Here is a 24,789-nt window from a genome sequence, read left to right on the forward strand (position 1 = left end):
CTCGAGTACCCCGAAGGGCCTTTCCGCTCGACTTGCATGTGTTAAGCACGCCGCCAGCGTTCGTCCTGAGCCAGGATCAAACTCTCCAACAAAAACCAGAAGAGAAAACCCCAGCAACAAAAAGTTGCCAAAGGAATCCAAACCAACCAACCACTCCCCAAGAGAAGCAGTCAGCCAGCCGGAGGATAAATCATAATTGGCACTGGCTTATCAAGCACCCTGTTGAGTTCTCAAAGAACAAACACACACCGGTCCAGATCCTCATTCCGAGGAATCATTCTCGGGGCAACTTCTTAAAGCTACCCGGTCGGTTTCGCATCGTCAAATCGATCTCTCGACTTTCAATGCCCCGCCCGAGTGTCCCCGTACCTACGCACACCGAACCCGGCGTCCGTTTCTGTCGGGGGAAGCTCGCAGACCGGCCACCCGCCGCTCAAGCGGCGAGACTGCCCGGCTCCTGCTGGCTCCGAACACTCTACCCGGTCGGTCTCGCAATCTCAAATCGATCCTGTCGACTGAGCGCACCGCCCGGTCCAGCCTCGCTCGGCGATCGCTCGCCACGAGCCTGGTGCTTGCGGTTTCGGATGTTTTGTCCGTGTCCCGCGTGCAGAGAGAAAGTTACGCGTCCCCGAGCCGCGATGCAAATCAGCGCTAGTCGATGCCGCAATCGTGGATGCGGAGACCGGATCGGCGGCCTCGCTGTCGGGTTACCGCCACGCGTGCCCTCGTACCGGGCACGCACCTTCCACCCGCCGCGATCGGCGCACACGTGCCACAGTGGCAGGCATGCCTGTGGAGTCGAGCACGCGCGGACCCGTCCTGGCGCAAGACGCCGTGCTGGGACTCCTCCTGCCGTTCTGGCAGCTGGCGATCGGGGGCTTCGTACTCTTCGTGGTCGTCGCCGCCGGCCGGCGGCTGGCCCGACGGGGCCCGTCCCGGATGACCACCGCGTTGCTCGTCACGGCCGGGGCGATCGTCGGACTTGCGATGCTCAGCCTGCTGCTGCAGAGCCGCTGAGCGCCGTCCCGGAGTGGCGCCGCGACTCGGCGCCGCGTACCACGGGGTAGGTCGACCGGTGCGGCGGTCGTCTTGTTCCCGACGGTCGCGCGCCCGAGCCACCGTGGCGCTCGGCGTCGACGTACGACCGGTGCGGGTGGGAAAGTCCGCTAGAGCCGGCGGTTCGCCAGGCTCGGCAGCTCCGAACGGATGGTCTCTAGCCGGCCGAGATCGAGGTCGGCCACCGTGATCCCGACCGTGTCGGGCGCCTGGGCGAGGACGGTGCCCCAGGGGTCGACGACCATGCTGCGGCCGAAGCAGGTGCGGCCCGGCTCGTGGTCGCCGATCTGACCCGCGGCCACCACGAAGCACTGGTTCTCGATCGCCCGGGCGCGCAGCAGCACCTCCCAGTGATCGCGCCCGGTGTGCAGCATGAAGGCGGCCGGCACGACCAGTACCCGCGCTCCCCCGGCCACGGCGAGGTGCCGGTACAGCTCGGGAAAGCGCAGGTCGTAACAGATCGACAGGCCGACCGGCACGCCGTCGACGGGCACCACCACCGGCTCGGTGCCGGCGGCTACCGAGCGGGACTCCAGGTACGAGACGCGGCCCGGGATCTCGACGTCGTACAGATGGATCTTGCGGTACGTCGCGGCGAGCGCGCCGGTACGGTCGAAGACCAGCGAGGTGTTGTAGGTGTGCTCCGGGTCGGGGCCGATCTCGTGGAACGACCCGGCCAGTACCCAGATGCCGAGCCGCCGCGCGGCGTCCGCGAAGAAGGCGGCGAACTCCCCGTCGACCGGCTCGGGTTTGGGCATCCCGGCCGAGCGGCCCAGGTAGTCCACGTACTCGGGCAGGACGGCGAGGTCGGCGCCGGCCCGCGCCGCCGCGGTGAGCAGCTCGTTGGCGGTGGCCAGATTGGCGGCTCGGTCGTCCCGGGAATTCAGCTGGCAGACGGCGACGCGCATGGGACCGAGCCTACGGCCAGCATCGCGCGCGGAACAGCGCCCGGTCCGGTCAGCCGGTGGCGAGCACCAGCGCGGCGGCGGCCAGCCCGAGACCGGCGAACTGCAGCGGCCGGAGCCGTTCGCGGTCCACCCCGAGCGCGAGCAGCACGGTGGTCACCGGGTAGAGCGAGGCGAGCGCGGCGACCACGCTGAGATGACCTCGGGTCGCGGCGGCCAGGTAGAGGGCGTTGCCGAGGATGTCGAGCGTTCCGGCCGCGGCGGACCAGGCGAGCCCGGGACGGGTCAGCCGGTACGGGGTCCGGGTCCGGGCCATGAGGACGAGTCCGGTACCGACGGACGCGACCCGTACCGCGAGCAGCGGCCACATCCCGGCGTCCGCGCCCGGCTGGGCGAAGAGCGTCATGAAGATGCCGAAGCACGCGCCGGAGGCGAGGGCCGTGGCGACCAGCCGGGCGGAGACGCTGCCGCGTCCGGTACCCGGCCCGAGGCTGACCAGGCCGATGGCGAGGACCGCGACGGTCGCCCCGATGAGGGCCAGCCGGCCGGGGTTGCTGGCGGTGAGGAGCCCGGCGACGATCGGGATGAGGGCCGCGGTGACCGCCGTGATCGGCGCCACGACGGCCATCGCGCCGCTGGCGAGGGCGCGGTAGAGCAGCACCACACCGGCGAATCCGGCGAGGCCGGCGGCGGCTCCCCAGACGAGGTCCGTGCCGCCCGGTGTGCCGGGGACCACGACCAGGCAGACCAGCAGGAGCGGCAGACCCAGGAGCTGGGAGACGACGGTTACCGCCAGGGGACTGCCGCGCCGGGAGGCCTTGCCGCCCGAAAAATCGGCTGTCCCTGTGGCCAGGGCGGACATCGTGGCGAGGACAATGGGAAGCACCACCAAGTCGTATCACAATATTGACCGCAGAGGACAGTGTGTTGACCGACACCGGATCGACCAGGGTCGAGGCCGTCACCGCCGCGGTGGCCCAGCACGTACGCGAGCTACGCACGGGGCGGGGCTGGTCGCTGGACGAGTTGGCGGGACGCTCGGGCGTCAGCAAGGGCATGGTGGTACAGATCGAGGGGGCCAGGACCAACCCGAGCGTCGGTACGCTCTGCCGCCTCGCGGACGCCTTCGGGGTGACCGTCGCCCGGCTGCTGGAGCCGGCCGCGGACCGGGCGGTACGGATCACCCGGGCCGAGGAGGCGCCGCTGCTGTGGCGGGGCGAGCGGGGCGGCGTCGGCCGACTCCTGGGCGGGCTCAACGACCCGAACTTCGTCGAGCTGTGGGAGTGGCGGCTCAAGCCGGGCGAGCGGCACGGCTCGGCCGACCACGCCCCCGGGACTCGGGAACTGCTGCACATCCTCACCGGTACCGCGATCGTCACGGTCGACGGCGTCGACCACGCGGTGACGACCGGCGAGACCATCGAGTTCCGGGCCGACCGGGGTCACACCTACCGCAACGACGGTGACGAGGACGTCCGGCTGACCATGGTCGTCGTCATGCCGTCCGGCGAGTGGGACCGCAGGGTCGCCGCCCGGCCGGAGCGGCCCGCCTGAGGGCGAGCCCGCCGGCGCCGAGGTGCCGTGGGCGGGCGGCCGGATCCGGCCGCCGCCGAGGCCGACTCAGGCCGACTTCTCCTCGCGGTCCCGTCGACGCCGGCCGGTGAACTCCCGGGGCACGATCGTCGGGTTGACGTTCTCCAGTACGACCTCGCGGGTGATCAGCACCCGGGCCGCGTCCGGGTTGCTCGGCACCTCGTACATCACCGAGAGGAGCACCTCTTCGAGGATGGCGCGCAGGCCGCGGGCGCCCGTACCGCGCAGCATCGCCTGGTCCGCGATGGCCTCCAGCGCGGCCGGTTCGAACTCCAGCTCGACGCCGTCGAGTTCGAAGAGCCGTTGGTACTGCCGCACCAGCGCGTTGCGGGGCTGGGTGAGGATCCGCACCAGCGCCTCGCGGTCGAGGCTGCGCACGTTGGTGATCACCGGAAGCCGGCCGATGAACTCGGGGATCAGCCCGAACTTGAGCATGTCCTCCGGCATGACCTGGGCGAAGATGTCGTCGGTCGAGCGTTCCGAGACCGCGCGCAGGTGCGCGCCGAAGCCCAGCCCGCCCTGGCCGGTACGGGACTCGATGATCTGGTCGAGGCCGGCGAAGGCACCACCGCAGATGAAGAGCACGTTGGTCGTGTCGATCTGGATGAACTCCTGGTGCGGGTGCTTGCGCCCGCCCTGCGGCGGCACGTTGGCCACCGTGCCTTCCAGGATCTTCAGCAGGGCCTGCTGGACACCCTCGCCCGAGACGTCGCGCGTGATCGACGGGTTCTCGGACTTGCGGGCGATCTTGTCGACCTCGTCGATGTAGATGATGCCGGTCTCGGCCCGCTTGATGTCGTAGTCGGCGGCCTGGATGAGTTTCAGCAGGATGTTCTCGACGTCCTCGCCGACGTAGCCGGCCTCGGTGAGGGCCGTGGCGTCCGCGATGGCGAAGGGGACGTTGAGCATCCGCGCCAGGGTCTGCGCCAGGTGGGTCTTGCCGCACCCGGTGGGGCCGATGAGCAGGATGTTGGACTTCGCCAGCTCTACGGTGTCGTTTCCGGAGCCCGGCGCGCCCGCCGCCTCTGCCTGGATCCGCTTGTAGTGGTTGTAGACGGCGACCGAGAGTGCCTTCTTCGCCTGGTCCTGCCCCACCACGTACGAATCGAGGAACTGGCAGATCTCCATCGGCTTGGGAAGTTCTTCCCACTTCACCTCGCCGGACTCGGCCAGCTCCTCTTCGATGATCTCGTTGCAGAGATCGATGCACTCATCGCAGATGTAGACCCCGGGGCCCGCGATGAGCTTCTTGACCTGCTTCTGCGACTTGCCACAGAAGGAGCACTTCAGTAGGTCGCCGCCGTCGCCGATCCGTGCCACCTACGTTCTCCCTGCGCTCATCGGCCGGAACCCCGGCCCCCGACCTGAGGACGGTACGCCTCGTTGCTATCAATATTGCTCGCTCGCTCGCCGGTCCGCGCCAACGAAGCGGTGCAGACCCGACGTTACCCGCTGAAGAGGGTTTCTCCGACCCCCAAAACGGGTGTGTCAGAGGCCGGCGCGTGTTACAGGGGTGCCGCCGGCCTCTGACCCGTGCGCTCAGCTGGCCGCGTTGGCCGCCAGCAGACCCTTCTTACGGTAGGTCAGGACCGTGTCGACGATCCCGTACTCCTTGGCCTCTTCCGCGGTCATGATCTTGTCGCGGTCGATGTCCTTGCGGACCTTGTCGACCGGCTGGCCGCAGTGCCGCGAGTACATCTCCTCCAGCTGGGTGCGCATCCGGAGGATCTCCCGGGCCTGGATCTCGATGTCCGAGCCCTGCCCGTAGCCGCCCTCGGTCGCCGGCTGGTGGATGATGATCCGCGAGTTCGGCAGTGCCATGCGCTTACCGGGGGTACCGGCCGCCAGCAGGATCGAGGCGGCGCTGGCCGCCTGGCCGAGGCAGACCGTCTGGATGTCCGGCCGGACGTACTGCATGGTGTCGTAGATCGCCGTCATGGCGGTGAACGAGCCACCCGGGGAGTTGATGTACATGGTGATGTCGCGGTCCGGGTCGGTCGACTCCAGGGTGAGCAGCTGGGCCATCACGTCGTTGGCCGACGCGTCGTCCACCTGCACGCCGAGGAAGATGATCCGGTCCTCGAACATCTTGTTGTAGGGGTTGGATTCCTTCACGCCGTACGAGGTGCGCTCGACGAACGAGGGAAGGATGTACCGGTTCTGCACCGGGGCGAACTGCGACGACGCGCCGCTGACGTGCGGCGGCAGGCTCAGGTCGGTCATGTCAGCTCCTCAGCTCAGCTCAGGGTCCCGGCGCCTTCCGGAACCTGGGTGGCTCCGGTGATCACCTTGTCGATGAAGCCGTAGTCCTTGGCCTCGGCCGCCGTGAACCAGCGGTCGCGGTCGGAGTCGGCCTCGATCTGCGCCTGGTCCTGGCCGGTGTGGAAGGCGACCCGCTCCTGGAACATCCGCTTCGTGTAGAGCATCTGCTCCGCCTGGATGGCGATGTCGGAGGCGGTACCGCCCATGCCGCCGGACGGCTGGTGCATCATGATCCGGGCGTGCGGCAGGGCGTAGCGCTTGCCCTTGGTGCCCGCGCAGAGCAGCAGCTGCCCCATGGAGGCGGCCATGCCCATCGCCACGGTGGAAACGTCGTTGTCGATGAACTGCATCGTGTCGTAAATCGCCATGCCGGAGTAGACCGAGCCACCCGGCGAGTTGATCCAGAGGTTGATGTCCCGCTCGGGGTCCTCCGCGGCGAGCAGCAGCAGCTGCGCGCAGATACGGTTGGCTACCTGGTCGGTCACCTCGCTGCCGAGGAAGATGATCCGCTCCTTCAGCAGCCGGTTGTAAACCGAATCGTCGAGGTTGCCACTGAGTGAGTCCCCGCCCCGGAGCTCGCTAGCCCGGAGGGGCATCGCTGGGATGTGCATTTCGGTCATGGCAGCCCTTCGCTCTCCGTACCGTCTTACGCCCGACACTAACCGCTCACCGGGGCCGCAGCGTCCCTCTCGGCGCACTGTTCGCTCTCAGCGCACCCACGGCCGTCGTACCCCGGAACGAGCTCGGCCACCGTGCGCCGAACAGCGACGGACGGTGGCCGACCGCGTCCGGATCAGTGCTCGTGGTCGTGGTCGTGGTCGTGCTCCTCGCCGCGGATGGCGTCCAGGCTGACCGGGTTGCCGGCACTGTCGGTGATCTTGATGCGCTCCATCACCGCGGCCAGGGCCTTGCCGCGACGGACGTCGCCGAAGACCGCGCCGGCCGTGCCCGAGCGGACCAGCTGGTCGTAGTACTGCTGCGGGGCCATCCCGGCGCGCTGCGCGCGGTGCATGATCTCGTGGCCGAACTCGTCGTCGGTGACCTGCACGTCCTCGGCGTCGGCCAGGGTGTCGAGCAGCAGCTGGATCCGCACACCCTCGGTGGCGGCCTCCTTGAGCTCCTCGTCGACCTGCTCCTCGGTCTTCTCCTCGGCGGCGAGGTACTCCTCCAGCGAGGCGCCGATGCGCTCCAGCTGGTCGACCATGGCCTGCTTGCGGGACTCGACCTCGTCGCGGATCACGCCCTCGGGCGCCGGCACGTCGGCGGCGGCGACCAGCTGCTCCAGCGCCTTGTCGCGGGCCGCGTAGATCTGCTCGACCTGCTTGCCGCGGGTGACCCGCTGACGCAGGTCGTCACGGAGCTGCTCCAGCGTGTCGAACTCGCTGGCCATCTGGGCGAACTCGTCGTCCAGCGCCGGCAGCTCCTTCTCCTTGACGGTACGCACGGTCACCGAGACGTCCGCGTCCCGGCCGGCGAACTCGCCGCCCACCAGCTGGGAGGTGAAGGTGGTGCTGTCGCCCGCGGCCAACCCCACCAGGGCCTCGTCCAGGCCCGGCAGCAGCTGCTTGCTGCCGACCTCGTGCGAGATGTTGCTCGCGGACCCGCCCGGCACCTCCTCGCCGTCCACGGTCGCGGCGAGGTCGATCTGCACGTAGTCGCCCTCCTGGGCGGCGCGCTCGACGGTCTTCAGCGTGGCGAACCGCTCCCGCAGGCTGTTCACCTGCTGGTCGATCTCGCTCTCGTCGACCTGCAGCTCGTCGACGGTCACCTCGACCGTGGAGAAGTCGGGGAGCGTGATCTCCGGCCGGACGTCGACCTCCGCGGTGAACTTCAGCGGGGCGCCGTCGGAGAACTCGGTGATCTCCACCTCCGGGCGGCCGAGGGTCTTCACCTCGTGCTCGCGTACCGCGGCGAGAATGTTCTCGGGGATCGCCTCCTGCACGGCCTCGTTCAGGACCGTGCCACGGCCGACGCGCTGGTCGATGACCATCGCCGGCACCTTGCCCTTACGGAAGCCGGGCACCGTGACCTGCTGGCCGATCTCCCGGTACGCCTTCTTGAGGCTCGGCTCGAGCTCGGCGAACGGCACCTCGATGGCGAGCCGCACGCGCGTCGGGCTCAGAGTCTCGACGGTGCTCTTCACAGGCGTACTCCTTGATGGATCTCAGTCTTGGTCTGGTGTCTGCGTGATGTATGGGCGCTATTCAGCCCATCGAGTGTAGGCGAGCCGGCGTGGCCGCCGAGCGGCGGCCGACACCGGGACGGGTGACGCCGCCGCGAAGCGCGGCTGCGGACGACAGTCGGGGTGGCGGGATTTGAACCCACGGCCCCTCGCTCCCAAAGCGAGTGCGCTACCAAGCTGCGCCACACCCCGTGGCGACGAGAAGTGTATGCCGTCCCCGCCCGCCCGCGCCGCCTGGTATCGGCGCGCCGCATACCACCGCCCCCACCTCCGACGCTACCTCGCGTTTCGTCCGGTTCTTCCCATCGCTCCCCAGGCCCGATCGTCGCATCGTCGGGTGGGCGTGGTTCGGACACGGGGGCGGAAACCGCCCCCATGGCGGGGCCGGGTCCGCGCGCCTGCGCCGGCCTCCTTCCGGGTACGCGTCGAGCCGCGCCCGCCGCACGGACGACTGGCCCCTGCGCGCGGTTGCCTTCCGGCGCTGGGCGTGGCGCGCCGCCGTGCAGTGAGAGCGCCGCGCGGCCGGACGGGATACCGGTACGCGCCCCGTAGGGTGACCCGGTAGGCTACGGTGCGCGCCGCCGGCATCGACGGCGCACGCGGGCGTAGCTCAATGGCAGAGCTTCAGTCTTCCAAACTGACGGTGCGGGTTCGATTCCCGTCGCCCGCTCCAAAGCTTCCGGCCCAGGTCAGCGACGTGATCGCCGAACCTGGGCCGTTCTCGTTTCAGCTCTCTTTGATCTTGTGGGCCATTAGCGGGCCATTAGCGCGTTCGGGCCGGTACGCCGGCCGTTCCCTCGTCGTCCGAGTCGGCGTCCTTGCGCCGCGTCCGGCCGCCCGCTTTCTTGGTCGTGGGCTTGGGCCGTTGCTTGGCGATCCGGCGATCCATCGCGGCGGCGATCTCCCGATCCCGCTCGCTGTTGGCGTGCTGGTAGATGAGGGCCGCTCGCATGCTGGCGTGGCCCATCCGGTGCATCAGGTCCCGGGTGCTGGCCCCGGTCGCCGCCGCCAGGTTGTTCCCGGTGTGCCGCAGATCGTGGAAGTGGAAGCCCGCCGGCATGCCGGCCGCCCGCACGGCCGCCGCCCAGTCGACCGCCCGCCGGAAGTTGCCGGTACGCAGCACTGCGCCCTTCTCCCCGGTGAAGACGAGCGCGTCCGGCCCCTCCCCCACGTAGTCCCGCAGGTGCGTCGCGAGCGCCGCCCGCGCCGCGCCCGGGAGCGCCACGGTCCGGTTGCCCGCCTCCGACTTGGGCGGGCCGAACTCCATTCCGTTACGCAGCGCGGCCAGCTTGCGCGGGACGCGGACCGTGCCCGCCTCCAGGTCGACATCGGAGCGCCGCAGCGCCGCCAGTTCGCCCCAGCGCAGCCCGGAGAACGCGGCGACGATGACGAGGGACGAGAAGCGGGCCGGCATACGCTCGGCGAGCGCGAGCACCTGGGCGACGCTCGCCACCGGTCGTTCCGGGGTGTGATAGCGGTCATAGCCGGCGATCCGACACGGGTTCTGCCGAATGATCTCGTCCTCTTTGACGGCCGTGTTCAGGATTGCTCGGAGCAGGGAGTACGCCTTCACGGCCTGCGGTTCGGTTGTGCCGCCGTCGAGCAGCCGCTTCCGCCAGCTCCGGATGGTCTGCGGCTTGATCGCTCCGAGCGCCAGGTTGCCGAGATGCGGACGGATGTGCAGCCGAAACAGGTCTTCGTAGTTCTCTCGCGTGCGCGGTTGGAGCTTGCGTTCCGCGATCCACTTCTGCCCGTACTCGCCGAGTTGGACCTCACCGGCCTCCGGTGCCGTCCAATCGCCCCTGATGATCTCCGACTCGACCAGGGTCAACCACCGGGTGGCCTCGCGTTCCGTGGCGAAGGTCTTCGGGGCGGTCCGCTCGATCCCGTCCGGCCCGACGTAGCGAGCTTGGAAGCGGCCGGAGGCCCGCTTCCGTACGTTGCCGAAACGGCGACGGCCCTTGCTGTTCGCCATCAGGCGACCTCCCCCAGGTAGCCGCGCAGCTGCGCGCGGGTCATCGGTACGACCCGGTTTCTGTCGATGTAGGCGGTGACGGCGGACGCCTCGAAGCGCACCAGGCGACCGACCTTGACGAACGCGATCCGACGTTCGGCGACCAGTCGGCGCACGAATCGCGGTGTTGCACGGAGGCGAGCGGCGACCTCGTCGGGGGTCAACAGCTCGTCATCCATTCATGTCCTCCTTCATCGGTCAGGCAGCAGAGGCAAGGGTCGGAGCGGTTGCCGAAACAGCGCCGGCCGCTCTCCGGCGGGCCGTGTCGAGGTCTGTTCGCCAGCGGATTCGGGCCGAGATGGCGCGCAGGAGTCGGTGTTCCAGCGGCAGCACGTCCGGGTCTTCGGGCCGGGCGAGTTCGAACCGGTACCGGTTGTCGTCGACGGCCTCGCACTGGTCGTGCTCGTCGGCGTCGGCCATGCCGCCGGCGAGGACGGCGCGGATCCAGGCCCGGTTGTCGGCACGGTGATCGGCGAGGGTCTTGCCGGACCACTGCCGGGAGACCAGGACCCGCCGGCCCGTGAAGCCGAGCGTGGTGCGCTGGTGGACCTTGCCCGTGCACCGGCCCGGGGTCAGCCCCGGCTTGGCGCCGTCGGGCTGGACGCCGTAAAGCAGCCAGTTCGCGCACGTCGGCGAGCACGGCAGCACGGCCAGCTCCGCGTGGAGCCGGTCGAAGTGTGCGCGTTGTGCATCCGACCGCGGTTTCGCTTGCTCGGTCAGATCCTTCGTGACGTACTTGGTGACGTACCGGATGGACCGTTCCGCGTCCTTGGTGCCCTGCTCGATGCCCCGGGCGTCGATCCGACCCAGCCTCGCCACGTACGCGGGCCGGCTGTCGGGTTCCTCCAACTCGTCGAGCGCCTGTGACCAGGTACGCAACGCCTGGAGCGTCCTAGGATTGACGTAACACTGCTGGTCGACGTCCCAGACCGGCGGCTTGTCGACCGTGTAGGTCGGTTCGTCGAAGGCTGGCCACCACACCTGGTGGTACGTGGCCACCGCCACCTGCTTGAGCAGCCGCCGGGGCAGGGTGCCCCTGATCGCGAAGTGCGCGTGCGGGGCGAGGCGGCGTTGCAGCTCGACCGCGCCCGCGTACTGGACGTTCCAGCCGGCCGCCCGGCGCAGGTTCTGCCACCACCGGTCCAGGACCCGGGCGAAGTGGATCGCGTCCAGGGCCGCCCGCCGGTAGTCGTAGCTGCTTGGGTCGACCGGGGTGCCGAGGACGTCGTCGTGTGGGCCGTGGCGTTGGCCGCACTCGCACGGGGCGATGTAGGCGCCCCGCCGTAGGTGGGAGTGGACCGGCCCGTGTGAGCCGAGGGTGAGGGTGACCAGCATCGACGGCCGGTACGTCTTGCCCGCCTTTCCGGCGTAGGCGCGGCCGATCGTCTTTGGCGACACGGGCAGGCGGGGCAGGTCCGGGGAGTCCTGCCGCCGCCTGGTTGACCGCTTCCGCCGGGGCCGGTCGTCGCGCTCCTTCGGCGTGAGGTGCCCGCGCAGGCTGGTTTCCCCCAGTTCCTCGTCCAGCTCGGCGATGGCCTGGTCGATCTCGACGATCTGTGCGGCCCGCTCGTCGGGGTGCATCGGCTCGTACTGCACGGCGGTCCGTTCGAACTCCAGGTGCGCCCGCACCCGTACCAGGTCGAGCACACCGGCGTCCGGTGGTTCGGGGCGTACGGCCGGTTCGTCAGCCAGGTGCCAGCCCTCCCGGATCTGCTGGATGCGCAACCGCCGGCCGCGTTCGGCGCAGGGCTTGCACTTCACGGCCAGGGTCGCCCCGCACGGGACCTCGATGACCTCGGTCTTGCCCGTGTGGGTGTCGGTACGCCGCAGCGCCAGGGGCCGGACACAGACGCCGTGCTGTTCGGCGAGCTGCTTGAGCGCGTCCTTGGCAAGCGGCTTGCGCATCCGGGCCGCCCGCGACCCCGGCCGCGGCTCGGGTGCCGGGGTGGGCGATTCCGGTTGGCGTGGGGGTGGGGCGAGTTCGAGTTGGTGCACGGTCACTTGCTGACCTCCGAAGGCGCCGAAGGGTGGAACGTGGTGCCGTTGCGTGGGGTGAAGGCGGTCGCGGGTACGGGGACGAGCGCGGGACGGTCGGACTCGCGCACCTGGCGCAGAAGTTCGGAGGCGGTCCCGTTGGCGACCCGCAGGACGGCCCGTAGTTCGTCGCGGGTGATCGGCCGTCCCGTCGCGGCCCGATGCTCGGCCGCACGCTGCCGGGCCAACTGGACCAGGTCCACGCCCGGCACCTGGCCGTCCCCGTCCTCGTCCTGCCCGTCTTCCTCGTCCTGCCGATGTACTTCCTCGTCCGGCTCGTCCTCGGTGGTGGCCTGAGCCGGTACCGGCTCGGGACGATCACCGTCCCCATCAGCCGGACCGGTGCCGTTCGACGGCGTGGCCGGTACCGGCTCGTCCGGGCGGGTCGAGTCCCGGGACAGGTGCCGTACCGGCTCGACACGGGCCGGGGACGGCGTTGGCTCCGTCTCGTCCTCGACGGTCGGGACGGCGGGACCGGTCAGGGACGGGTCGGGGACCGTCGGGGACGGCGGTGCGGGTGGTTTGACGGAGAGGACGAGTTTCGACAGGCCGAGGAAGGCCAGGGACGGGACGGCGGAGAGCAGCCAGCCGGACAGGCCCGGCTTGGCCACCGCCAACTGCGCCGACAGCAACAACGCCACCGCCGCCACGAGCAACGTCATCGGGTACCCGATCGGCCCGCCCGTGCGGCGCCGACGCCGGATCGTCAGCAGCGCCGCCAGAGGGATGAGTTCCGAAATCGCGGCATTCGCCCAGCCGAACCAGTCCCCCGTGTGCGCCGGGGAGTTGTCCATCGTCCAGTCGTGAACGTGAGTGAAGGACGCGGCGCCGGCCAGGCCGCCCACGGTGACCAGGATGAGCACCAGGACCACGCCCTCAGCTCGTTCGCCCCGGGTCTTGACGGTCTTCACGCCGCCCCCTCCTGCTCGTCGGTGTCGCAGAGCCGCCGGTACTGGCGACCCAACTCGCGGATGTCGCCGTCGGTCAGGTAGGAGAAGCGGACCCGCACCGGTTCACGGACGCCGTCCAACGCGACGTAGCCCACCCCGGGCGACGTTTCGGGCATGCGGTCACAGACCGCGCCCCGGTCGCGGGCCCCGTCGCCTAGGACCATGTCCACCTGCTCCGGCTCGGTCATCCGCAACCCGACCCGGGTCGGGAACAAGTCCCGGAACGGCAGCACGTCCTTACGCGGGTCCTGCAACGCCGCCACCACGTGCACCCCGACCGCCCGACCCTGCGACAGCAACAGGCCCAAGGCGTCCTTGATCCGATCCCGGACCTTGCGGTCGGAGATGTACGCGGTCAGCGCCGCCAACTCATCGACCACCAGCACCAGCAGCGGATCATCCGGGGTCGGGGTGTGCTGGCGGGCGATCCCGCGCAGCCGGGCCGCCCGCCGCCGCATCCGCTTCACGGCCTCTTCCAGCACCCCGGCCATGCCGTCCAGGTCCTCGTAGGCGAACCGAGCAAACAACGGCAGCCCGGCGCCGAGTTCCATGCCGCCCTTCGGGTCGAACACCCACAGCTCCACCAACCCCGACCGCACCCCACCAGCCAGCGCCCGGATCAGCGACCAGATCACCGAGCCCTTCCCGGAGTTCGTCGCCCCCGCGATCAGCACATGCGCCCCGGCCAACCGCAGCCGATACACCTCCCCGTCCTCACGGACACCCAGGGGTAGCGCGTCGAAGTCCGGCACCACGGGCACCGGCAGCGGCGCGACCGTGCCAGCCAGTGGGTCGCGGCGCAGGAACCGCAGCTCCACCCGATCCGCCCGCGCAGTCGCGCGGGCCCGGCCCTCCCGCAGGCGGAACGCGTACGCCAACCGCTCCGCGGCCCGACCCCAGTCAGCGGGAATCTGGCCCGGCAGCAGCCGCACCGTCACCCGGTCCCCGTACCGGTCCGACCGCACGGCGAGCAGTTGCGGCACGTACCGGTCCCCGGCGAACGCCGTCGCCAGCCCACACGTCGCCATCGTCGACGCCCACCGCGGCCGGTACACCCACAACCGCCGCCACCGGCCCACCAGCGGATACCAGCCGAACCGCAACCACGACGCCGGGTGCCACCGCCACCAGCCCAAACACCCGGCGGCGATGGCGAGGACGACGGCGCCCAAGACCAGCCCGCCGAGGCGCACCCACACCCACAGCCCGACGGCGGTCGGGGCGGACAGCCACCAGTAGCGGACCGCCAGGACGGTGAGGCGGACCAGGCCCCGCAGCAGCCACCACAACGGCAGCAACCAGCCCGGCACCCGCCACACCGGCAACCGCACGTTCATCGGCGCAACCGGGACCTTCTCCCCCGGAATGACGTTGATCAACGGCATCAGCGGCCACCACCCGAACGCGCAGGCGAGCCGGTGAGCGTCGCCGCTACCACAGCAACCCCCGGGTACGACGAGGCCGAGCAAGGGTCTCCAGACACGTCCGACACGCCATGTGCAGCAGATCGAACCGACCCGGCTTCACCCACTCACCACAACGCGGGCACCGGATCGCGTACACCAGCGCCGGAGCCGACGGCAGGCCCAGCAACCGGCGCAGCACCGTGCGGAACTCCCAGGCGGCGTACCGCCACCAGCCCAACCGGGTACGGCGCATCACGACCACCCCCGGCCGGTCAGCTCAGGCCGGTACGGCGGCACATCGATCGACGAGCAGGCGGAGCAGATGACCTGGTACGGCGCCATCGCGGCCAGCTCGTCACAGCTCTCGCAGTGGCGCCACACCTCGTTACGCCGCGTCGAGACGCGGACAAGGTTCACTAGCATGGGCATCACAGCCCGCCCCCTTCCGAGGGGTTGAAGGGATGTAGGCGCGGGGCGAGCCGAGACTCTTGGCGGGGTGACGGCCCGCCCCGCGTGCGATCCGCGCTCAGGCAGCGGTGGCCAGCGCCTCAACGGGCACCATCGCCGTCGCGCGCAGCGAGTACGCCATCCGCGCCCGGCACTGCCCCGACGACTTGCACCGCTGCGAATCCACGTACGGCGTCAACGTCAGGCCCTCGAACTGCACCGCAGGCGGGTACGCCGGCACACCCGGCGCCGGCGGAACCGGCTGCTGCGGCGCAATCACCTTGACCTTGACCTCCGACCGGCCGTACTTGCCCGCCTCCGGGTCCAGGTCAAGCACCCGCACCACCCAGACCCGCTCCCCCGTCTCCTTGTCCCGCACCTGGTCATCCGCCTCACCACGCCGGTCAAAGTCGACCTGCGGACCGACGCCCAGGAACAGCGCCCCAGCAGGAAAGGCGTAGTCGAACGGGACCGGAATCTTGATCGAGCCAGGAACCACGAGAAGTACCTCCCCAATGAACCCGCCGCCCAGCAAGACGACAAGTCGACTTGTTAAGTCGCTCGAAGGTAGCTCCGTCCAACTCGACTTGTCAAGCTGGGCGTCCCCTGTGGACTGGCCAGGAACTCCGCTACCAGTGCCACCACTCCGCGCCCCGAGCGGGATGAGAAAAGGACCCGCAGATCGCTGCGCGACACAACATAGCGCGAGGCGTGAGTAACAGGACGGCAAAGGCTTCAGGTCCACCCACCCAGCTGCAGCGCGGGGTTCAGGGTGATGACGGACCACAAGGGAATTCCACAACTTGGAGTATCGCTCGGGTTGGCAGTCGTTCTGAGTCCCACCCTGGGAGTACCGTGTCATGTCGATGTGACCATGGACGATCCAGGGGGACCGCATGGCGAGCGGGTTTAAGATCGACAAGCAGGGCATCCGAAAAATGGTTCGGGAGATCGAGCGTGAGTTTGCGAAGACTCCAGTACGGCTTCCGGTCAACGGAGAGCCGACGGCCAGCGGCAGCGTGGGTGGTAGGGCGACCACCGGCTCTGAGCTGGAGTTGGTGGCCGGCTGGCTGCTCGACTGGGGATACGCCTACTCGAAGGTAAAGCCGGGCCTCGTCCCGTCGGTTGCCGAGATGATGAGCGACGTAGGCGCCGAGGAGTTCGTGCCGTTAGTCGAGCCCTACGTTGAGGTTGCAGTGGCCACGCTTGAGGAGGCGGGGCTATTCAACGGCTCGGCGAGGACTTTCGGCAGCGACGGCATGGGGCTTCCGGTGTGGCTTACCGACGTCGGTCAGCGCGAAGCGGTGTCGCGGATCGAGCGCCGCAAGGACAATCTCACCCGTCGCAGTGCGTGTCGAGACGCGGTCCTCCGGTGGGTCTACGAGCGGGGCGCGAACGGCGAGTCGACGGACATCGCCGAGATCGCAACCAGTCCGTACGGCTGGTTCAACGGGATGTTGTTCAGCGCGGCTGACTTGGTGGAGGCTGTCCAGTTCCTCCGGAATCGGCGACTGCTGGCCGGAACTGACGAGACCCCGACCATCGAGCCGGCCGGGACGGAGTGCATCGAGCAATACGGAGGCGTGGTGGAGTACCTGAACCGGGCGAACAATGCTGGCGTGAACGTGACGATCATGGGCAACAACAGCGGCCAGCTCGCGGTGGCGAACCGGGATGTTGCCCAGAACCAGACCAGCACCAACCAGGCCGAGGCGCTCGCGATTTACGCGAATGCCCTCCGTGAGTTCGGGCAACTCTTACCGTCGGAGCAGCAGCCCGAATACGAAGAGGTCGCCCAGGCGCTAGAGCGGGAGGCGACCAAGACCGAGCCCAACAAGGGTTGGGTCAAGGCGCTCCTAGACCGCGCAAAGGGCTTGCTTGAAGGCGCCCCGGCGAACCTGCACAACCTGGCCCAGGTGACAAAGGTCGCGTTCGACATCTACAGCCAGACGGCAGGCTGAATCCCCGCCTGCCGCCGACGGAGCAGGGCAGCGACGACGCGGTCTAGGAAATCACAAAACACGCGGTCTTGTCGATATGCGTACGCTTTCGCACCCCTACCAGCCGCCAGCTACACATCCTCGAAACCCAAAAGTGCTCAACGGCTATCTCCTGGAACGGCAAGATCTATACAAGTCAAGGTTGCTCCGCGCACCATCAATGCATCTACTCAGCCGAGCAAGCCGACGTGCTGCAGCACTGCAAACAGGTCAGGATCACTGTCTACATGTCCGCGTTCAAGACTCTTGATAGTCACGGATTCGGAATCCGGCGCCGCGTCGAGATGAAAAGTCTCCCAACCTCGGCATATCGGGCACTGTCGACGGACAAGAAAGGGCCGCATCAAGTGAAGGCGACCGTCGCTGGTTCCCACATACAGACTGCCGATCTCCAGGTCGCTGCTACCGTACGAGCGTCCCCGATCAGGTACGATAACGTTATCACCGATCAGCTCTTGGTAGCCCACTCGACCTATGCCGTGCAGTGCATCCCACCGGACCGCGGTGACATGGATTAGGGGCAGATCCGTCAGGAATGATGCCTGTTTCAGCAGAGTCGCCAAGTCGGCATAAGCATCAGTGACGGCGCCCGGGAGGTCTCGGTCGTCGACCCGGCGGAGGTGCGACCGGTCATTGCGGCGGCTGGCCAGCCGCTTGCGGGCCGCAGTCGCATGCGGGTCGGCGTAAGCGCGGCGCACGTCGTTCAGCGGGTTGTCGTCGGGCAGACCCCGAAACGCGCGGCTGTCCGCGATCTCCTGCAAGACAGCGGACCAGTCGCCGAAGCCGGGACCATTGGTGCCGCTGCGGGACAATCGATTCCGGATGCTGCTCATGGCACCAACCGTCCGGCCCGCCTCATATGCCAAAGAAATGGCTACTAGAGCCACGTAGCACAGAAGCACCTCGCTCGTCTCCAGAATCGCATCGTACGCCGCCCGATAGGCGCCGCGGGACCGATGAGCCTGCACCTCACTCCAACGGTATGCAATTGGGTGTGGATAGCGGGTACGGACCTGATAGCCGAAGTCGTCGAGTAGCTCTGCGGCGTCTACGCGCATCCGTAGACGCCGTCCGGATGCCAGAATCCTGTGCCTTGCCGCGACTGCGCTCTCGTCTTCAAACACGGAAGTAAGCAGCGCCTCCGCCTCATCCCGCCACTTCTGCAGTTGCTCTCGCGCAGCTTCGAGGCCCTCTAATGTTGCAGACAGAGCCAGGTCTGGCTGAGGAAGGGGCATTTTACTCAATATTGTGGGAGAGAGAGTGCCGAAACGGTGGGCTACCACGTACTCATGGGCAATCTGCGATCGCAAGAAAAGGCCCGCGATCAGTCGTTGTGGGCCATCGAGAGCTGCAATAGGGCGCAGCGTTACCACGCTATTGTCGGTCGCGACGGGTAGATCCTCAGCGGTGACCTCCACGACAACGAGCGGACCACGTGCGTTCGGCGCTATCATGCGGCGCATGAGCAGGTCGCCGGCCTGCAACCGGTGGGTTGCGCCGACCTCGGCCCATCGGGAGAGGTCGTCGGGTCCCGCGATCCGGCCATCACGGCGTAGATCCCGCCCGGATACGACCCGTACCAAACCATCAGCTGCTTGTTCGTGCAACCGGTTCCGGTCGCGGCTCTGTTCCAGCGCCGGGGCCGGAAAGGTAAAGGCTGCACCGAGGCTCACCTCTTTGCCCCACACTCGTAGATCGGACAGCCTGGCTGCATATGCAGGATTATTTAGGTCGAACGAGTAGCCACTGCCAGTATCCGGTAATTGTGGCAATTGGTAGCCGAACCTGCCCCTGCCATCTGCACGCGCTATCAGGCTGCGGAAGTCGTCTTCCACCTCAGCCGGTCTCGGATGCCGCGGAACTCGGAAAAGCAGCAGCGGCGAAGGTTGCTGCCGCCTCTGCCGCCAGAAGACCACAGCTGCTTGAACTTGCTGGCTTATCCCGGAAAAGACGTGCTCTGCGTATATGACTAATCGAGGTTGCCAAATATTGCTTATCAGCTCTCGGAACCCTTGATCGAGCTGATTGACCAAATCTCCGACGGGCAGCACAGCAGCAAAAAGCGCATCAGGACCAGTTGGTCGTACCGCAGCGACCGCAACTTGCTCGACCGCGCGCAGCGGAAGCCCATCCGGAGGCGGACTGGTGAGACGCTCCCACGGCGGGACCAGCAGCACCGGCGAGCTCTGCAGTGCCTTGGTGGCCGTAGATCCCAGATCCTCAGCCGAACGGGTGAACTGCGTTCGCCAGCCATGCTCGAGACGCACGCGCATGTCGTTATCGACGGACACAACGACCGGCTCAGTGCCGGCGAGGCCGTTGAAGGCATAGCCGATTAGCCGGACAAGGAGGGCGTGGTTCGGAGGCTGTTGTTCTATCCCTTCGCGCACGACTGTAGATCGTAGCGGTGCGCATGCGAACAAAATCTGCCGTATCTTGGAGCGTCGTGGTCACACCGCCAGCGTTGCTCGCGTCGTCCACCGGGACAGCCGCGCGCCCCCTCATCTTGCGGTAACGGACATCGTCGGACCAGCGAACTTTGGCGGTGAAGATCGCAGCTCACCAAGGCGGCCGACGCGCTTCGTTGGCATATGGATCTTTTCATGTCATTTGGCACTGGCTCTGCATTCCAGCCGGTACGTCGACATCTGTCGGCAATGATCGTTGCGGTCAATCGAGCGGGTACACGTCTTCTAGCTCGTGTCGGCTGGCGGGGATCAGGACGTCGGCAGCGAGCAGCGGTGTTGCCGTGCGGTCGCAGATCGACAGGAGCACGGTCAGCACCGGTGCGGTCTCTGCGATCTGGAGCAGGTCCGCTTCGTCGCTGGTGGGGAGCCGGGCCGAGATGCGTTCGGCGACGTGGTCGAGCTTCACGGACTTGCGTCCCACTAGGTGCCGCAGCAGTCCTTCCGCCAGCGGTTCCGTGCTGCCGACCTCGGTGCCCTCGGCTAGCTGTGTCGGCAGGTAGGCGGTGGCAAGCTCCACGGGGCCCAGTTCGTCGACGACGACCAGGCGGCGGCGCGCGACGACCGGCGTACCGGCTTCGATGTTGAGGGCTGCGGCTGCCCGGGGCGGGGCGGGGACCACTTCGGCGGCGAGCACGGTTGACCCGGCTGGTTCGGGTGTGTCCAGGGCGGCGTAGCTGCGTTCGCGAGCACGCTCGGCCGCGCGGGCCGGTCGGCCGAGCACGAAGCGGCCCTTGCCCTGCCGACTTTCGATCCAGCCATCCTGTCGAAGCAGGTCCAGAGCCCGGACGACGACTGGGCGGGAGGCGCGGAACTCGCGGATCAGTTCGGTTTCGCTGGGGAGCATCGCCCCGGGCGTGTAGGTTCCGTTTTCGATGCGCTGTTGCACGGCGTTGACGATCGTGACGTACTTCGGTGGCGCAACCTCGATCGGCACCCGTCTCACCTCCCTAGACGACAACTCGGCTTGTCGAGAGGCTAACTGTGCCGCTCAGGGTCTGTCCAACGCCCCGCGTTCCGGTGTCTCCTTGTCGACTGCCGGGCCTGTCGCTGGCGTAGGGCCTGCTTAAGTCTGGCGTTCTGGTCGCGGAGCACCGCTTCGGTGGCCTCGCGGGCTGTCAGCTCGTCGACCATCCAGCGAACGAACGCGTACACCTGATCTTCGGCCAGACCGCGCCGACCGAATCCGGCCCGCCGGAAGCGGACCCGGCGGATGTGCGCGGCGCGTATCCGCTGCGGCGGCATACGGGAGAGGTAAACGCCCATCGCTCGACCCTCCTACGGCCGCAGCCGTGAGGCCCGGACCAGAACCTGTGTCCGGTCGCCGAGCTGTCCGCCATGCATGATCTTCATGCCCTCCAACCATATCCACGCGTCGTGTTCCGGTCTGTTGGCGACGAGCCGCACGCCGGTCACCCACAGCGTTACCGGTCCGTCGGTCGGGTGGCGCCGGTCATCCGCGGTCAACTGGAGCGCCTGGCCGAGTTGCACCCGTACGTCAAACGCCACGTCGCACCGCCGGCCGGGCCGTCGGAGCTTGCGTCGGCGGGGGTGTCTTGCGCGGAGGTGGAGGCAGGCGGAGCCCGTCGGTCTGTACGAAGATCTGGCGTCGCTCGACCGCCTGGCCGGTCCGGTCCAAGACGTACCCCACCAGCCAGCACCAGCCGTGATACGTCGCCCAGTCCGGCACGGAGACGACCCGGAACAGCAGTGCCCGGTCACCGGCGAACTGCACGGACGCCCGCCCGTCAACGATGATGGTGTCACCTGGCTTCGGCACCACGCGACACCTCCGACCCGTGATCCGTACCGGTGTGCCCGCCACCAGGCCGATACCAGCCCGGCTGCTCGATCTCGTCCGTACGCACGTGGTGGCCTCCGATCCTGGAGAGCGCCGGAGCGGGCGGGGTTCAGTGGCCCGGCCCTGCCGCCCCCTCGTCGGGTGACCGGCCACCTACCCGGCACCCGCCCCGGCGCTGCCTTCACCCGGCCGGTGTCTCGTCCCGGTCGGGAACCGTGGGGCCGCTCACCCCGGTACCGCCGCAGTCCGGACAGGTCCGCCGCTGCAACCGCTGCGGATCACCCGGCGACCGCAAGGCGCGCCGCGGACTGGCCAGCCGCCAGCCCCGTCCCTCGCAGCCCGGACAGACCGCAGGCTCGATGACATCCGAGCTGGCCTGCTCGACGGCCGGTATGCGCCGACTGTGGATGCCGCATGCCGGCGAGACGACCCGCATCACGTGCGGCGCCGGCGCAGCCGGGTTCGCCGGACCGGTGCGCCGCCGGGAGCGCGATAACCTCAAGTCACCGAGCGGAACGTTGTGTGAGCGGTTCACGCGATAGATCGTCCATCGAGGCATTCGGACCTATCGAGGGCCCAAGACAGGACCAGTGGCGGACACGGTGCGGACATCCGAAGGACCTGCATTGAGGTAAGGACCTGCCGTAGGCGAGCGTGGATGTAAGCCCAGCAAGGAAGGCGACACGATGGCCCGGGAACGGCGCGAACCCCGAACGGTGCTGGAGTTCCTGATCCAGCAGAGCGAACGCACCTACGAGGAGTTGGCCGAGGAGTTCTCCCGACTGGACTCCCGGGCGGCGATCAGCGCCCGTCACCTCGGCCGCCTGGCGCGGGGCGAGCGGGACATCACCGGAGCGACACCGGCGACCCGCCGCGCTCTGCAAGCCATGTTCGGCAAGCCCGTCGAAGAGTTGCAGCAGCCCTGGGCCCCTTCCAACCCCTCCACCTCGCTGGAGCCGGCCGCCGCCCTGGCGCTGCCCGGTGCCGGCGACGAAAGGACGATCCTCGCCATGGCCGCCAACCGTGCCCGCCAGTACGCCATGCTCGCCGCGGAAGCCACCACCCCGGCCGCTATCCAGCAGCTCGCCGAAGAGGTCCAGCGCCTCGCCCTGGCCTACCCGCAGCAGCCCGTCAGCCACCTCATCGGCGACCTGGCCGAAACGCAGGACACCCTGTTCAGCCTGCTGGAGCGCAGACAGCCCCCGAACCAGTCCCGCGACCTGCACTTCCTCGCCGGCATCACCAGCGGACTACTCGCCAAGGTCTCCCACGACCTGGCCGACCCGCACTCGGCCATGCTGCAAGCCCGCACCGCCGTCCTCTGCGCCGAACAGGCCGGACACCCCGGCCTGCAAGCCTGGCTGCGCGGCATGCAATCCCTCGTCGCCTACTGGGCCGGCCGCTACGCCGAAGCCGTCCGCTACGCCGAGGCCGGCCGCGAACACGCCACCCAGGCCGGCGGCACCACCGCCGTCTGGCTCCCCGTCAGCGCCGCCCGCGCCTACGCCGCCCTCGGCAACGCCGAACAGGCCAAGGCCGCCATCACCGAAGCCGAACAAGCCTGGACCCGGGTACGCCCCGACGAACTCGACGCCATCGGCGGCATCTGCACCTTCAACCAGCCCCGCACCCTCTACTACGCCGCCGACGCCCTCGCCTGGCTCCCCGACCACGCCAGCGACGCCGAGCGGTACTCCACCCAGGCCGTCACCGCCTACGCCGACCCCCACGACCCCGCATGGGCATTCGGCGACCAGGCCGGCTCACACGCCGACCTCGCCATTTCCCGCGTCGCCGCCCGGGACCTCGACGGCGCCGCCGACGCCCTCTCCCCCGTCCTGGATCTGCCCGGCGAGCAGCGGATCAACGGCATCATGCACTCCGTCCGCCGCGTCCACCAGGCCATCACCCGCGCCGGACTCGCCACCGACGCCCGCGATCTGGTCGACGGCATCGAGCACTTCACCCACACCCCCGCCAACGCCCTCCCCCGATAAGGCACCATCACCGTCATGTACCCGATCACTATCCCCGGCCACGTCGTCACCCTGCGCGAACTCCGCCCCGGCGACGTGGCCGACGCCCACGCCATCAACGGCGACGGCCGGGTCACCCAGTGGCTGTCCTACGACAGCCGCAGCCGAGACGAGACCGCCGCCATCATCGAGGGTGCGATCAGTCGGGCCCAGCTCGACCCGCGGACCGAATACTTCCTCGCCGTGGCCGATGCGTCGGACCGCATGATCGGCTTCGCGCGACTCGGGCTCACCGGAGTCAAGGCCGCCAAACTCGGCTACGCCATCAACGCCGACCACTGGGGCCACGGCTACGCCACCGACGCCGCCCGCACCCTCATCCAGTACGGCTTCACCCACCTCGGCCTCCACCGCATCACCGCAGCCATCGGCCCCGACAACGCCGCCTCCATCGCCGTCGCCAAACGTCTCGGCATGCAGTACGAAGGCCGCCTCCGCGACCACGTCTACACCAACGGGGCCTGGCGGGACTCCCAGCTCTACTCCATCCTCGCCCACGAATGGCCGCCAACCGGTCGGTAGCCGTCTGCCTGGTTAAGCGGAGGCAAGATCACGCAGCGTCGCGCTGTCTGTAGCATTCGGACATGCGCGACGCAGCCACGCCCCCGGACGACGACCGCGACGCACAACCGCCAGCCGCGCTGACACCACAGCAGCGCGCCGCCAACATCCGTGCCGCCGCCGCCGAAGTTCTCGCCCGCCTGCAGGAGTGGCGCGACTCCCCGAACTGGCCCGGCGACACCATCAACCTGCGTCGCTACCACCGCACCGCTGACGCGGTTTCCGCGCTCAACAGCCTGCCCGACGTCGACACCCTTGACGATCTTGCCGCCTTGGTCGACGCCATCCGCCCCATCCTCATCGAATGGCGACCTAGCCGCCCAGGTCCAAAACAAGCCATCTATGTTGCTACGGAACGGCTACGCAAAGTTGCAGGCAAGTAGGCGGGACCATGCAAGGTTGTAGTCAGGTGTGCGCGCCAGGCAATCGCCTTCCGCTGCGAAGTGGTTCTTCGATCCGAATAAGGATTGCAGGTCACGTCACCGAGGCATAGACCGTCGGTCCGTCTCTGGCGTGACGATGTCATCCGGAATGTCAAGAGCGTCCATCTTCAGGCCAACAAACTGCACCAACGTGGCTAACCCCGGCACCAGGCTCGCGATCGTCCACGCCGTAACCAGAGCGGTTGGTGTGCTGATGAGCGCAATCAAGGCTTCGGGGGCCTTCGCGCTAACGGCCGACATAACGATTAGGGAGAGCATCGAAAGCACACCCAGCACCGCAGTAAAAAGAAACGGAGCCAGGTAGTAAACTGGCTCAGAGCCGATGGCTCGAAGCTTCCTCAAGAACGCTTGATCCATAAAGGCTGCCTGGAAGGATATGCCAGCGATGACGGCCCCGACGATGACGCCGACCACTCCAATTGCTCCAGGTGCGGCCCGCAGAACAGCATCTGGGTAGATGAACGACAGGGTAAGGGCAGTCGCGCCGAAAACAACACCAACGCCGAGGTCCACGCGTAGCAGCTCGCTAAGTTTGAAGTCGAGCGCCGCCCACAGGTGCCGATTGATGTCTGCCACGCCGGCCACACCTCCTCTGCGTTAGTACAAATGTACGCTCCGGGTGTGACAGGAAGTA

Annotated in this window: 23 protein-coding genes, 2 tRNA genes, 1 rRNA gene and 1 pseudogene; 7 read left to right on the top strand and 20 right to left on the bottom strand. The window is 68.3% G+C overall.

Annotated features, from left to right (window positions below; genetic code table 11):
• Positions 1-92: ribosomal RNA gene (locus AB0J86_RS12890) — 16S ribosomal RNA — on the bottom strand; the annotation flags it as partial.
• Between the two features lie 694 nt (positions 93-786).
• On the opposite strand from AB0J86_RS12890, the gene AB0J86_RS12895 reads away from it, so the two are divergent.
• Positions 787-1,017, top strand: coding sequence for a hypothetical protein (locus AB0J86_RS12895; protein ID WP_363856508.1), 231 nt, complete (start codon positions 787-789; stop codon positions 1,015-1,017).
• Positions 1,018-1,166: 149 nt separating this feature from the next.
• On the opposite strand, the gene AB0J86_RS12900 is transcribed toward AB0J86_RS12895, so the two are convergent.
• Together AB0J86_RS12900 and AB0J86_RS12905 are read right to left on the bottom strand one after the other, a co-directional pair.
• On the bottom strand, positions 1,167-1,964 hold the full coding sequence (locus AB0J86_RS12900) for a carbon-nitrogen hydrolase family protein (RefSeq protein WP_363856510.1): 798 nt from the start codon (positions 1,962-1,964) through the stop codon (positions 1,167-1,169).
• A gap of 49 nt (positions 1,965-2,013) precedes the next feature.
• The gene (locus AB0J86_RS12905; protein WP_363856512.1) at positions 2,014-2,847 is read right to left on the bottom strand and encodes an EamA family transporter; all 834 of its coding nucleotides are present in this window, start codon (positions 2,845-2,847) and stop codon (positions 2,014-2,016) included.
• 38 nt (positions 2,848-2,885) lie between these two features.
• On the opposite strand from AB0J86_RS12905, the gene AB0J86_RS12910 reads away from it, so the two are divergent.
• Positions 2,886-3,515, top strand: coding sequence for an XRE family transcriptional regulator (locus AB0J86_RS12910; protein ID WP_363856807.1), 630 nt, complete (start codon positions 2,886-2,888; stop codon positions 3,513-3,515).
• 66 nt (positions 3,516-3,581) lie between these two features.
• Here AB0J86_RS12910 and clpX read toward each other — a convergent pair whose 3' ends face one another.
• From clpX to AB0J86_RS12935, 5 genes are all read right to left on the bottom strand, one after another.
• Complete coding sequence (gene clpX / locus AB0J86_RS12915) at positions 3,582-4,874, bottom strand: ATP-dependent Clp protease ATP-binding subunit ClpX (protein ID WP_363856513.1); 1,293 nt, start codon at positions 4,872-4,874, stop codon at positions 3,582-3,584.
• Positions 4,875-5,093: 219 nt separating this feature from the next.
• Positions 5,094-5,777, bottom strand: coding sequence for an ATP-dependent Clp protease proteolytic subunit (locus tag AB0J86_RS12920; protein ID WP_363856514.1), 684 nt, complete (start codon positions 5,775-5,777; stop codon positions 5,094-5,096).
• A 14-nt stretch (positions 5,778-5,791) separates the two neighbouring features.
• Positions 5,792-6,436: an ATP-dependent Clp protease proteolytic subunit gene (locus AB0J86_RS12925; protein WP_363856516.1), complete on the bottom strand. Its 645-nt coding sequence runs from the start codon at positions 6,434-6,436 to the stop codon at positions 5,792-5,794.
• A gap of 173 nt (positions 6,437-6,609) precedes the next feature.
• Positions 6,610-7,959: a trigger factor gene (gene tig / locus AB0J86_RS12930; RefSeq protein WP_363856517.1), complete on the bottom strand. Its 1,350-nt coding sequence runs from the start codon at positions 7,957-7,959 to the stop codon at positions 6,610-6,612.
• Between the two features lie 157 nt (positions 7,960-8,116).
• Positions 8,117-8,190: transfer RNA gene (locus AB0J86_RS12935), tRNA-Pro, on the bottom strand.
• Positions 8,191-8,597: 407 nt separating this feature from the next.
• Between AB0J86_RS12935 and AB0J86_RS12940 the strand changes: the two genes are divergently transcribed.
• Positions 8,598-8,671: transfer RNA gene (locus tag AB0J86_RS12940), tRNA-Gly, on the top strand.
• A 90-nt stretch (positions 8,672-8,761) separates the two neighbouring features.
• On the opposite strand, the gene AB0J86_RS12945 is transcribed toward AB0J86_RS12940, so the two are convergent.
• The 7 genes and pseudogenes from AB0J86_RS12945 to AB0J86_RS12975 form a co-directional block, all read right to left on the bottom strand.
• Positions 8,762-9,973, bottom strand: coding sequence for a site-specific integrase (locus AB0J86_RS12945; RefSeq protein ID WP_363856518.1), 1,212 nt, complete (start codon positions 9,971-9,973; stop codon positions 8,762-8,764).
• The gene (locus AB0J86_RS12950) at positions 9,973-10,191 is read right to left on the bottom strand and encodes a helix-turn-helix domain-containing protein (protein ID WP_363856519.1); all 219 of its coding nucleotides are present in this window, start codon (positions 10,189-10,191) and stop codon (positions 9,973-9,975) included. Before AB0J86_RS12950 ends, AB0J86_RS12945 begins: the two co-directional genes overlap by 1 nt.
• Positions 10,192-10,210: 19 nt before the next feature.
• Positions 10,211-11,917 carry a replication initiator gene (locus tag AB0J86_RS12955; RefSeq protein ID WP_363856521.1) on the bottom strand — a complete coding sequence of 569 codons (1,707 nt, stop codon included), beginning with the start codon at positions 11,915-11,917 and terminating at the stop codon, positions 10,211-10,213.
• Positions 11,918-12,579: 662 nt separating this feature from the next.
• Positions 12,580-12,957: pseudogene (locus AB0J86_RS12960) on the bottom strand (DUF2637 domain-containing protein); the annotation flags it as partial.
• Positions 12,954-14,381 carry an FtsK/SpoIIIE domain-containing protein gene (locus tag AB0J86_RS12965; protein WP_363856523.1) on the bottom strand — a complete coding sequence of 476 codons (1,428 nt, stop codon included), beginning with the start codon at positions 14,379-14,381 and terminating at the stop codon, positions 12,954-12,956. The gene AB0J86_RS12965 and the pseudogene AB0J86_RS12960, both read right to left, overlap by 4 nt.
• Positions 14,382-14,654: 273 nt before the next feature.
• Positions 14,655-14,831: a hypothetical protein gene (locus tag AB0J86_RS12970; RefSeq protein WP_363856525.1), complete on the bottom strand. Its 177-nt coding sequence runs from the start codon at positions 14,829-14,831 to the stop codon at positions 14,655-14,657.
• A gap of 97 nt (positions 14,832-14,928) precedes the next feature.
• Positions 14,929-15,348, bottom strand: a complete 420-nt coding sequence (locus tag AB0J86_RS12975) for a hypothetical protein (protein ID WP_363856527.1) — start codon at positions 15,346-15,348, stop codon at positions 14,929-14,931.
• A gap of 397 nt (positions 15,349-15,745) precedes the next feature.
• Here AB0J86_RS12975 and AB0J86_RS12980 point away from each other — a divergent pair, with 397 nt between their 5' ends.
• Entirely contained in the window at positions 15,746-16,810 is a 1,065-nt protein-coding gene (locus AB0J86_RS12980) for a hypothetical protein (protein ID WP_363856529.1), read from the top strand.
• Positions 16,811-17,019: 209 nt separating this feature from the next.
• Here the strand turns inward: AB0J86_RS12980 and AB0J86_RS12985 are convergent, their stop codons facing one another.
• The 4 genes from AB0J86_RS12985 to AB0J86_RS13000 all read right to left on the bottom strand — a co-directional run bounded on the left by AB0J86_RS12985 (position 17,020) and on the right by AB0J86_RS13000 (position 21,094).
• Complete coding sequence (locus tag AB0J86_RS12985; protein ID WP_363856531.1) at positions 17,020-19,239, bottom strand: hypothetical protein; 2,220 nt, start codon at positions 19,237-19,239, stop codon at positions 17,020-17,022.
• A 280-nt stretch (positions 19,240-19,519) separates the two neighbouring features.
• Positions 19,520-20,251, bottom strand: coding sequence for a GntR family transcriptional regulator (locus AB0J86_RS12990; RefSeq protein WP_363856533.1), 732 nt, complete (start codon positions 20,249-20,251; stop codon positions 19,520-19,522).
• Between the two features lie 341 nt (positions 20,252-20,592).
• A complete protein-coding gene (locus tag AB0J86_RS12995; RefSeq protein WP_363856535.1) occupies positions 20,593-20,823 on the bottom strand; it encodes a hypothetical protein in 231 nt (76 codons plus the stop codon).
• Positions 20,813-21,094, bottom strand: coding sequence for a hypothetical protein (locus AB0J86_RS13000; protein WP_363856537.1), 282 nt, complete (start codon positions 21,092-21,094; stop codon positions 20,813-20,815). Before AB0J86_RS13000 ends, AB0J86_RS12995 begins: the two co-directional genes overlap by 11 nt.
• Positions 21,095-21,801: 707 nt before the next feature.
• On the opposite strand from AB0J86_RS13000, the gene AB0J86_RS13005 reads away from it, so the two are divergent.
• The 3 genes from AB0J86_RS13005 to AB0J86_RS13015 all read left to right on the top strand — a co-directional run bounded on the left by AB0J86_RS13005 (position 21,802) and on the right by AB0J86_RS13015 (position 24,095).
• Positions 21,802-23,112: a hypothetical protein gene (locus tag AB0J86_RS13005; protein ID WP_363856539.1), complete on the top strand. Its 1,311-nt coding sequence runs from the start codon at positions 21,802-21,804 to the stop codon at positions 23,110-23,112.
• Between the two features lie 15 nt (positions 23,113-23,127).
• The gene (locus AB0J86_RS13010) at positions 23,128-23,673 is read left to right on the top strand and encodes a GNAT family N-acetyltransferase (RefSeq protein WP_363856540.1); all 546 of its coding nucleotides are present in this window, start codon (positions 23,128-23,130) and stop codon (positions 23,671-23,673) included.
• Between the two features lie 62 nt (positions 23,674-23,735).
• Positions 23,736-24,095, top strand: a complete 360-nt coding sequence (locus AB0J86_RS13015; protein ID WP_363856542.1) for a hypothetical protein — start codon at positions 23,736-23,738, stop codon at positions 24,093-24,095.
• A gap of 96 nt (positions 24,096-24,191) precedes the next feature.
• Here the strand turns inward: AB0J86_RS13015 and AB0J86_RS13020 are convergent, their stop codons facing one another.
• Positions 24,192-24,731: a hypothetical protein gene (locus tag AB0J86_RS13020; RefSeq protein ID WP_363856544.1), complete on the bottom strand. Its 540-nt coding sequence runs from the start codon at positions 24,729-24,731 to the stop codon at positions 24,192-24,194.
• Positions 24,732-24,789 lie beyond the last annotated feature (58 nt).

It is taken from the genome of Micromonospora sp. NPDC049559 (assembly GCF_040676675.1).
In the GTDB taxonomy this organism is placed as follows: domain Bacteria; phylum Actinomycetota; class Actinomycetes; order Mycobacteriales; family Micromonosporaceae; genus JBFAPK01.

Bases quoted from the DNA above. Each gene is read 5' to 3' on its own strand.
- AB0J86_RS12895 (WP_363856508.1), top strand. From the start codon at position 787: ATGCCTGTGGAGTCGAGCACGCGCGGACCCGTCCTGGCGCAAGACGCC.
- AB0J86_RS12900 (WP_363856510.1), bottom strand. From the start codon at position 1,964: ATGCGCGTCGCCGTCTGCCAGCTGAATTCCCGGGACGACCGAGCCGCC.
- AB0J86_RS12920 (WP_363856514.1), bottom strand. From the start codon at position 5,777: ATGACCGACCTGAGCCTGCCGCCGCACGTCAGCGGCGCGTCGTCGCAG.
- AB0J86_RS12925 (WP_363856516.1), bottom strand. From the start codon at position 6,436: ATGACCGAAATGCACATCCCAGCGATGCCCCTCCGGGCTAGCGAGCTC.
- AB0J86_RS12945 (WP_363856518.1), bottom strand. From the start codon at position 9,973: ATGGCGAACAGCAAGGGCCGTCGCCGTTTCGGCAACGTACGGAAGCGG.
- AB0J86_RS12950 (WP_363856519.1), bottom strand. From the start codon at position 10,191: ATGGATGACGAGCTGTTGACCCCCGACGAGGTCGCCGCTCGCCTCCGT.
- AB0J86_RS12955 (WP_363856521.1), bottom strand. From the start codon at position 11,917: ATGCGCAAGCCGCTTGCCAAGGACGCGCTCAAGCAGCTCGCCGAACAG.
- AB0J86_RS12965 (WP_363856523.1), bottom strand. From the start codon at position 14,381: ATGCCGTTGATCAACGTCATTCCGGGGGAGAAGGTCCCGGTTGCGCCG.
- AB0J86_RS12970 (WP_363856525.1), bottom strand. From the start codon at position 14,831: ATGCCCATGCTAGTGAACCTTGTCCGCGTCTCGACGCGGCGTAACGAG.
- AB0J86_RS12980 (WP_363856529.1), top strand. From the start codon at position 15,746: ATGGCGAGCGGGTTTAAGATCGACAAGCAGGGCATCCGAAAAATGGTT.
- AB0J86_RS13005 (WP_363856539.1), top strand. From the start codon at position 21,802: ATGGCCCGGGAACGGCGCGAACCCCGAACGGTGCTGGAGTTCCTGATC.
- AB0J86_RS13010 (WP_363856540.1), top strand. From the start codon at position 23,128: ATGTACCCGATCACTATCCCCGGCCACGTCGTCACCCTGCGCGAACTC.
- AB0J86_RS13015 (WP_363856542.1), top strand. From the start codon at position 23,736: ATGCGCGACGCAGCCACGCCCCCGGACGACGACCGCGACGCACAACCG.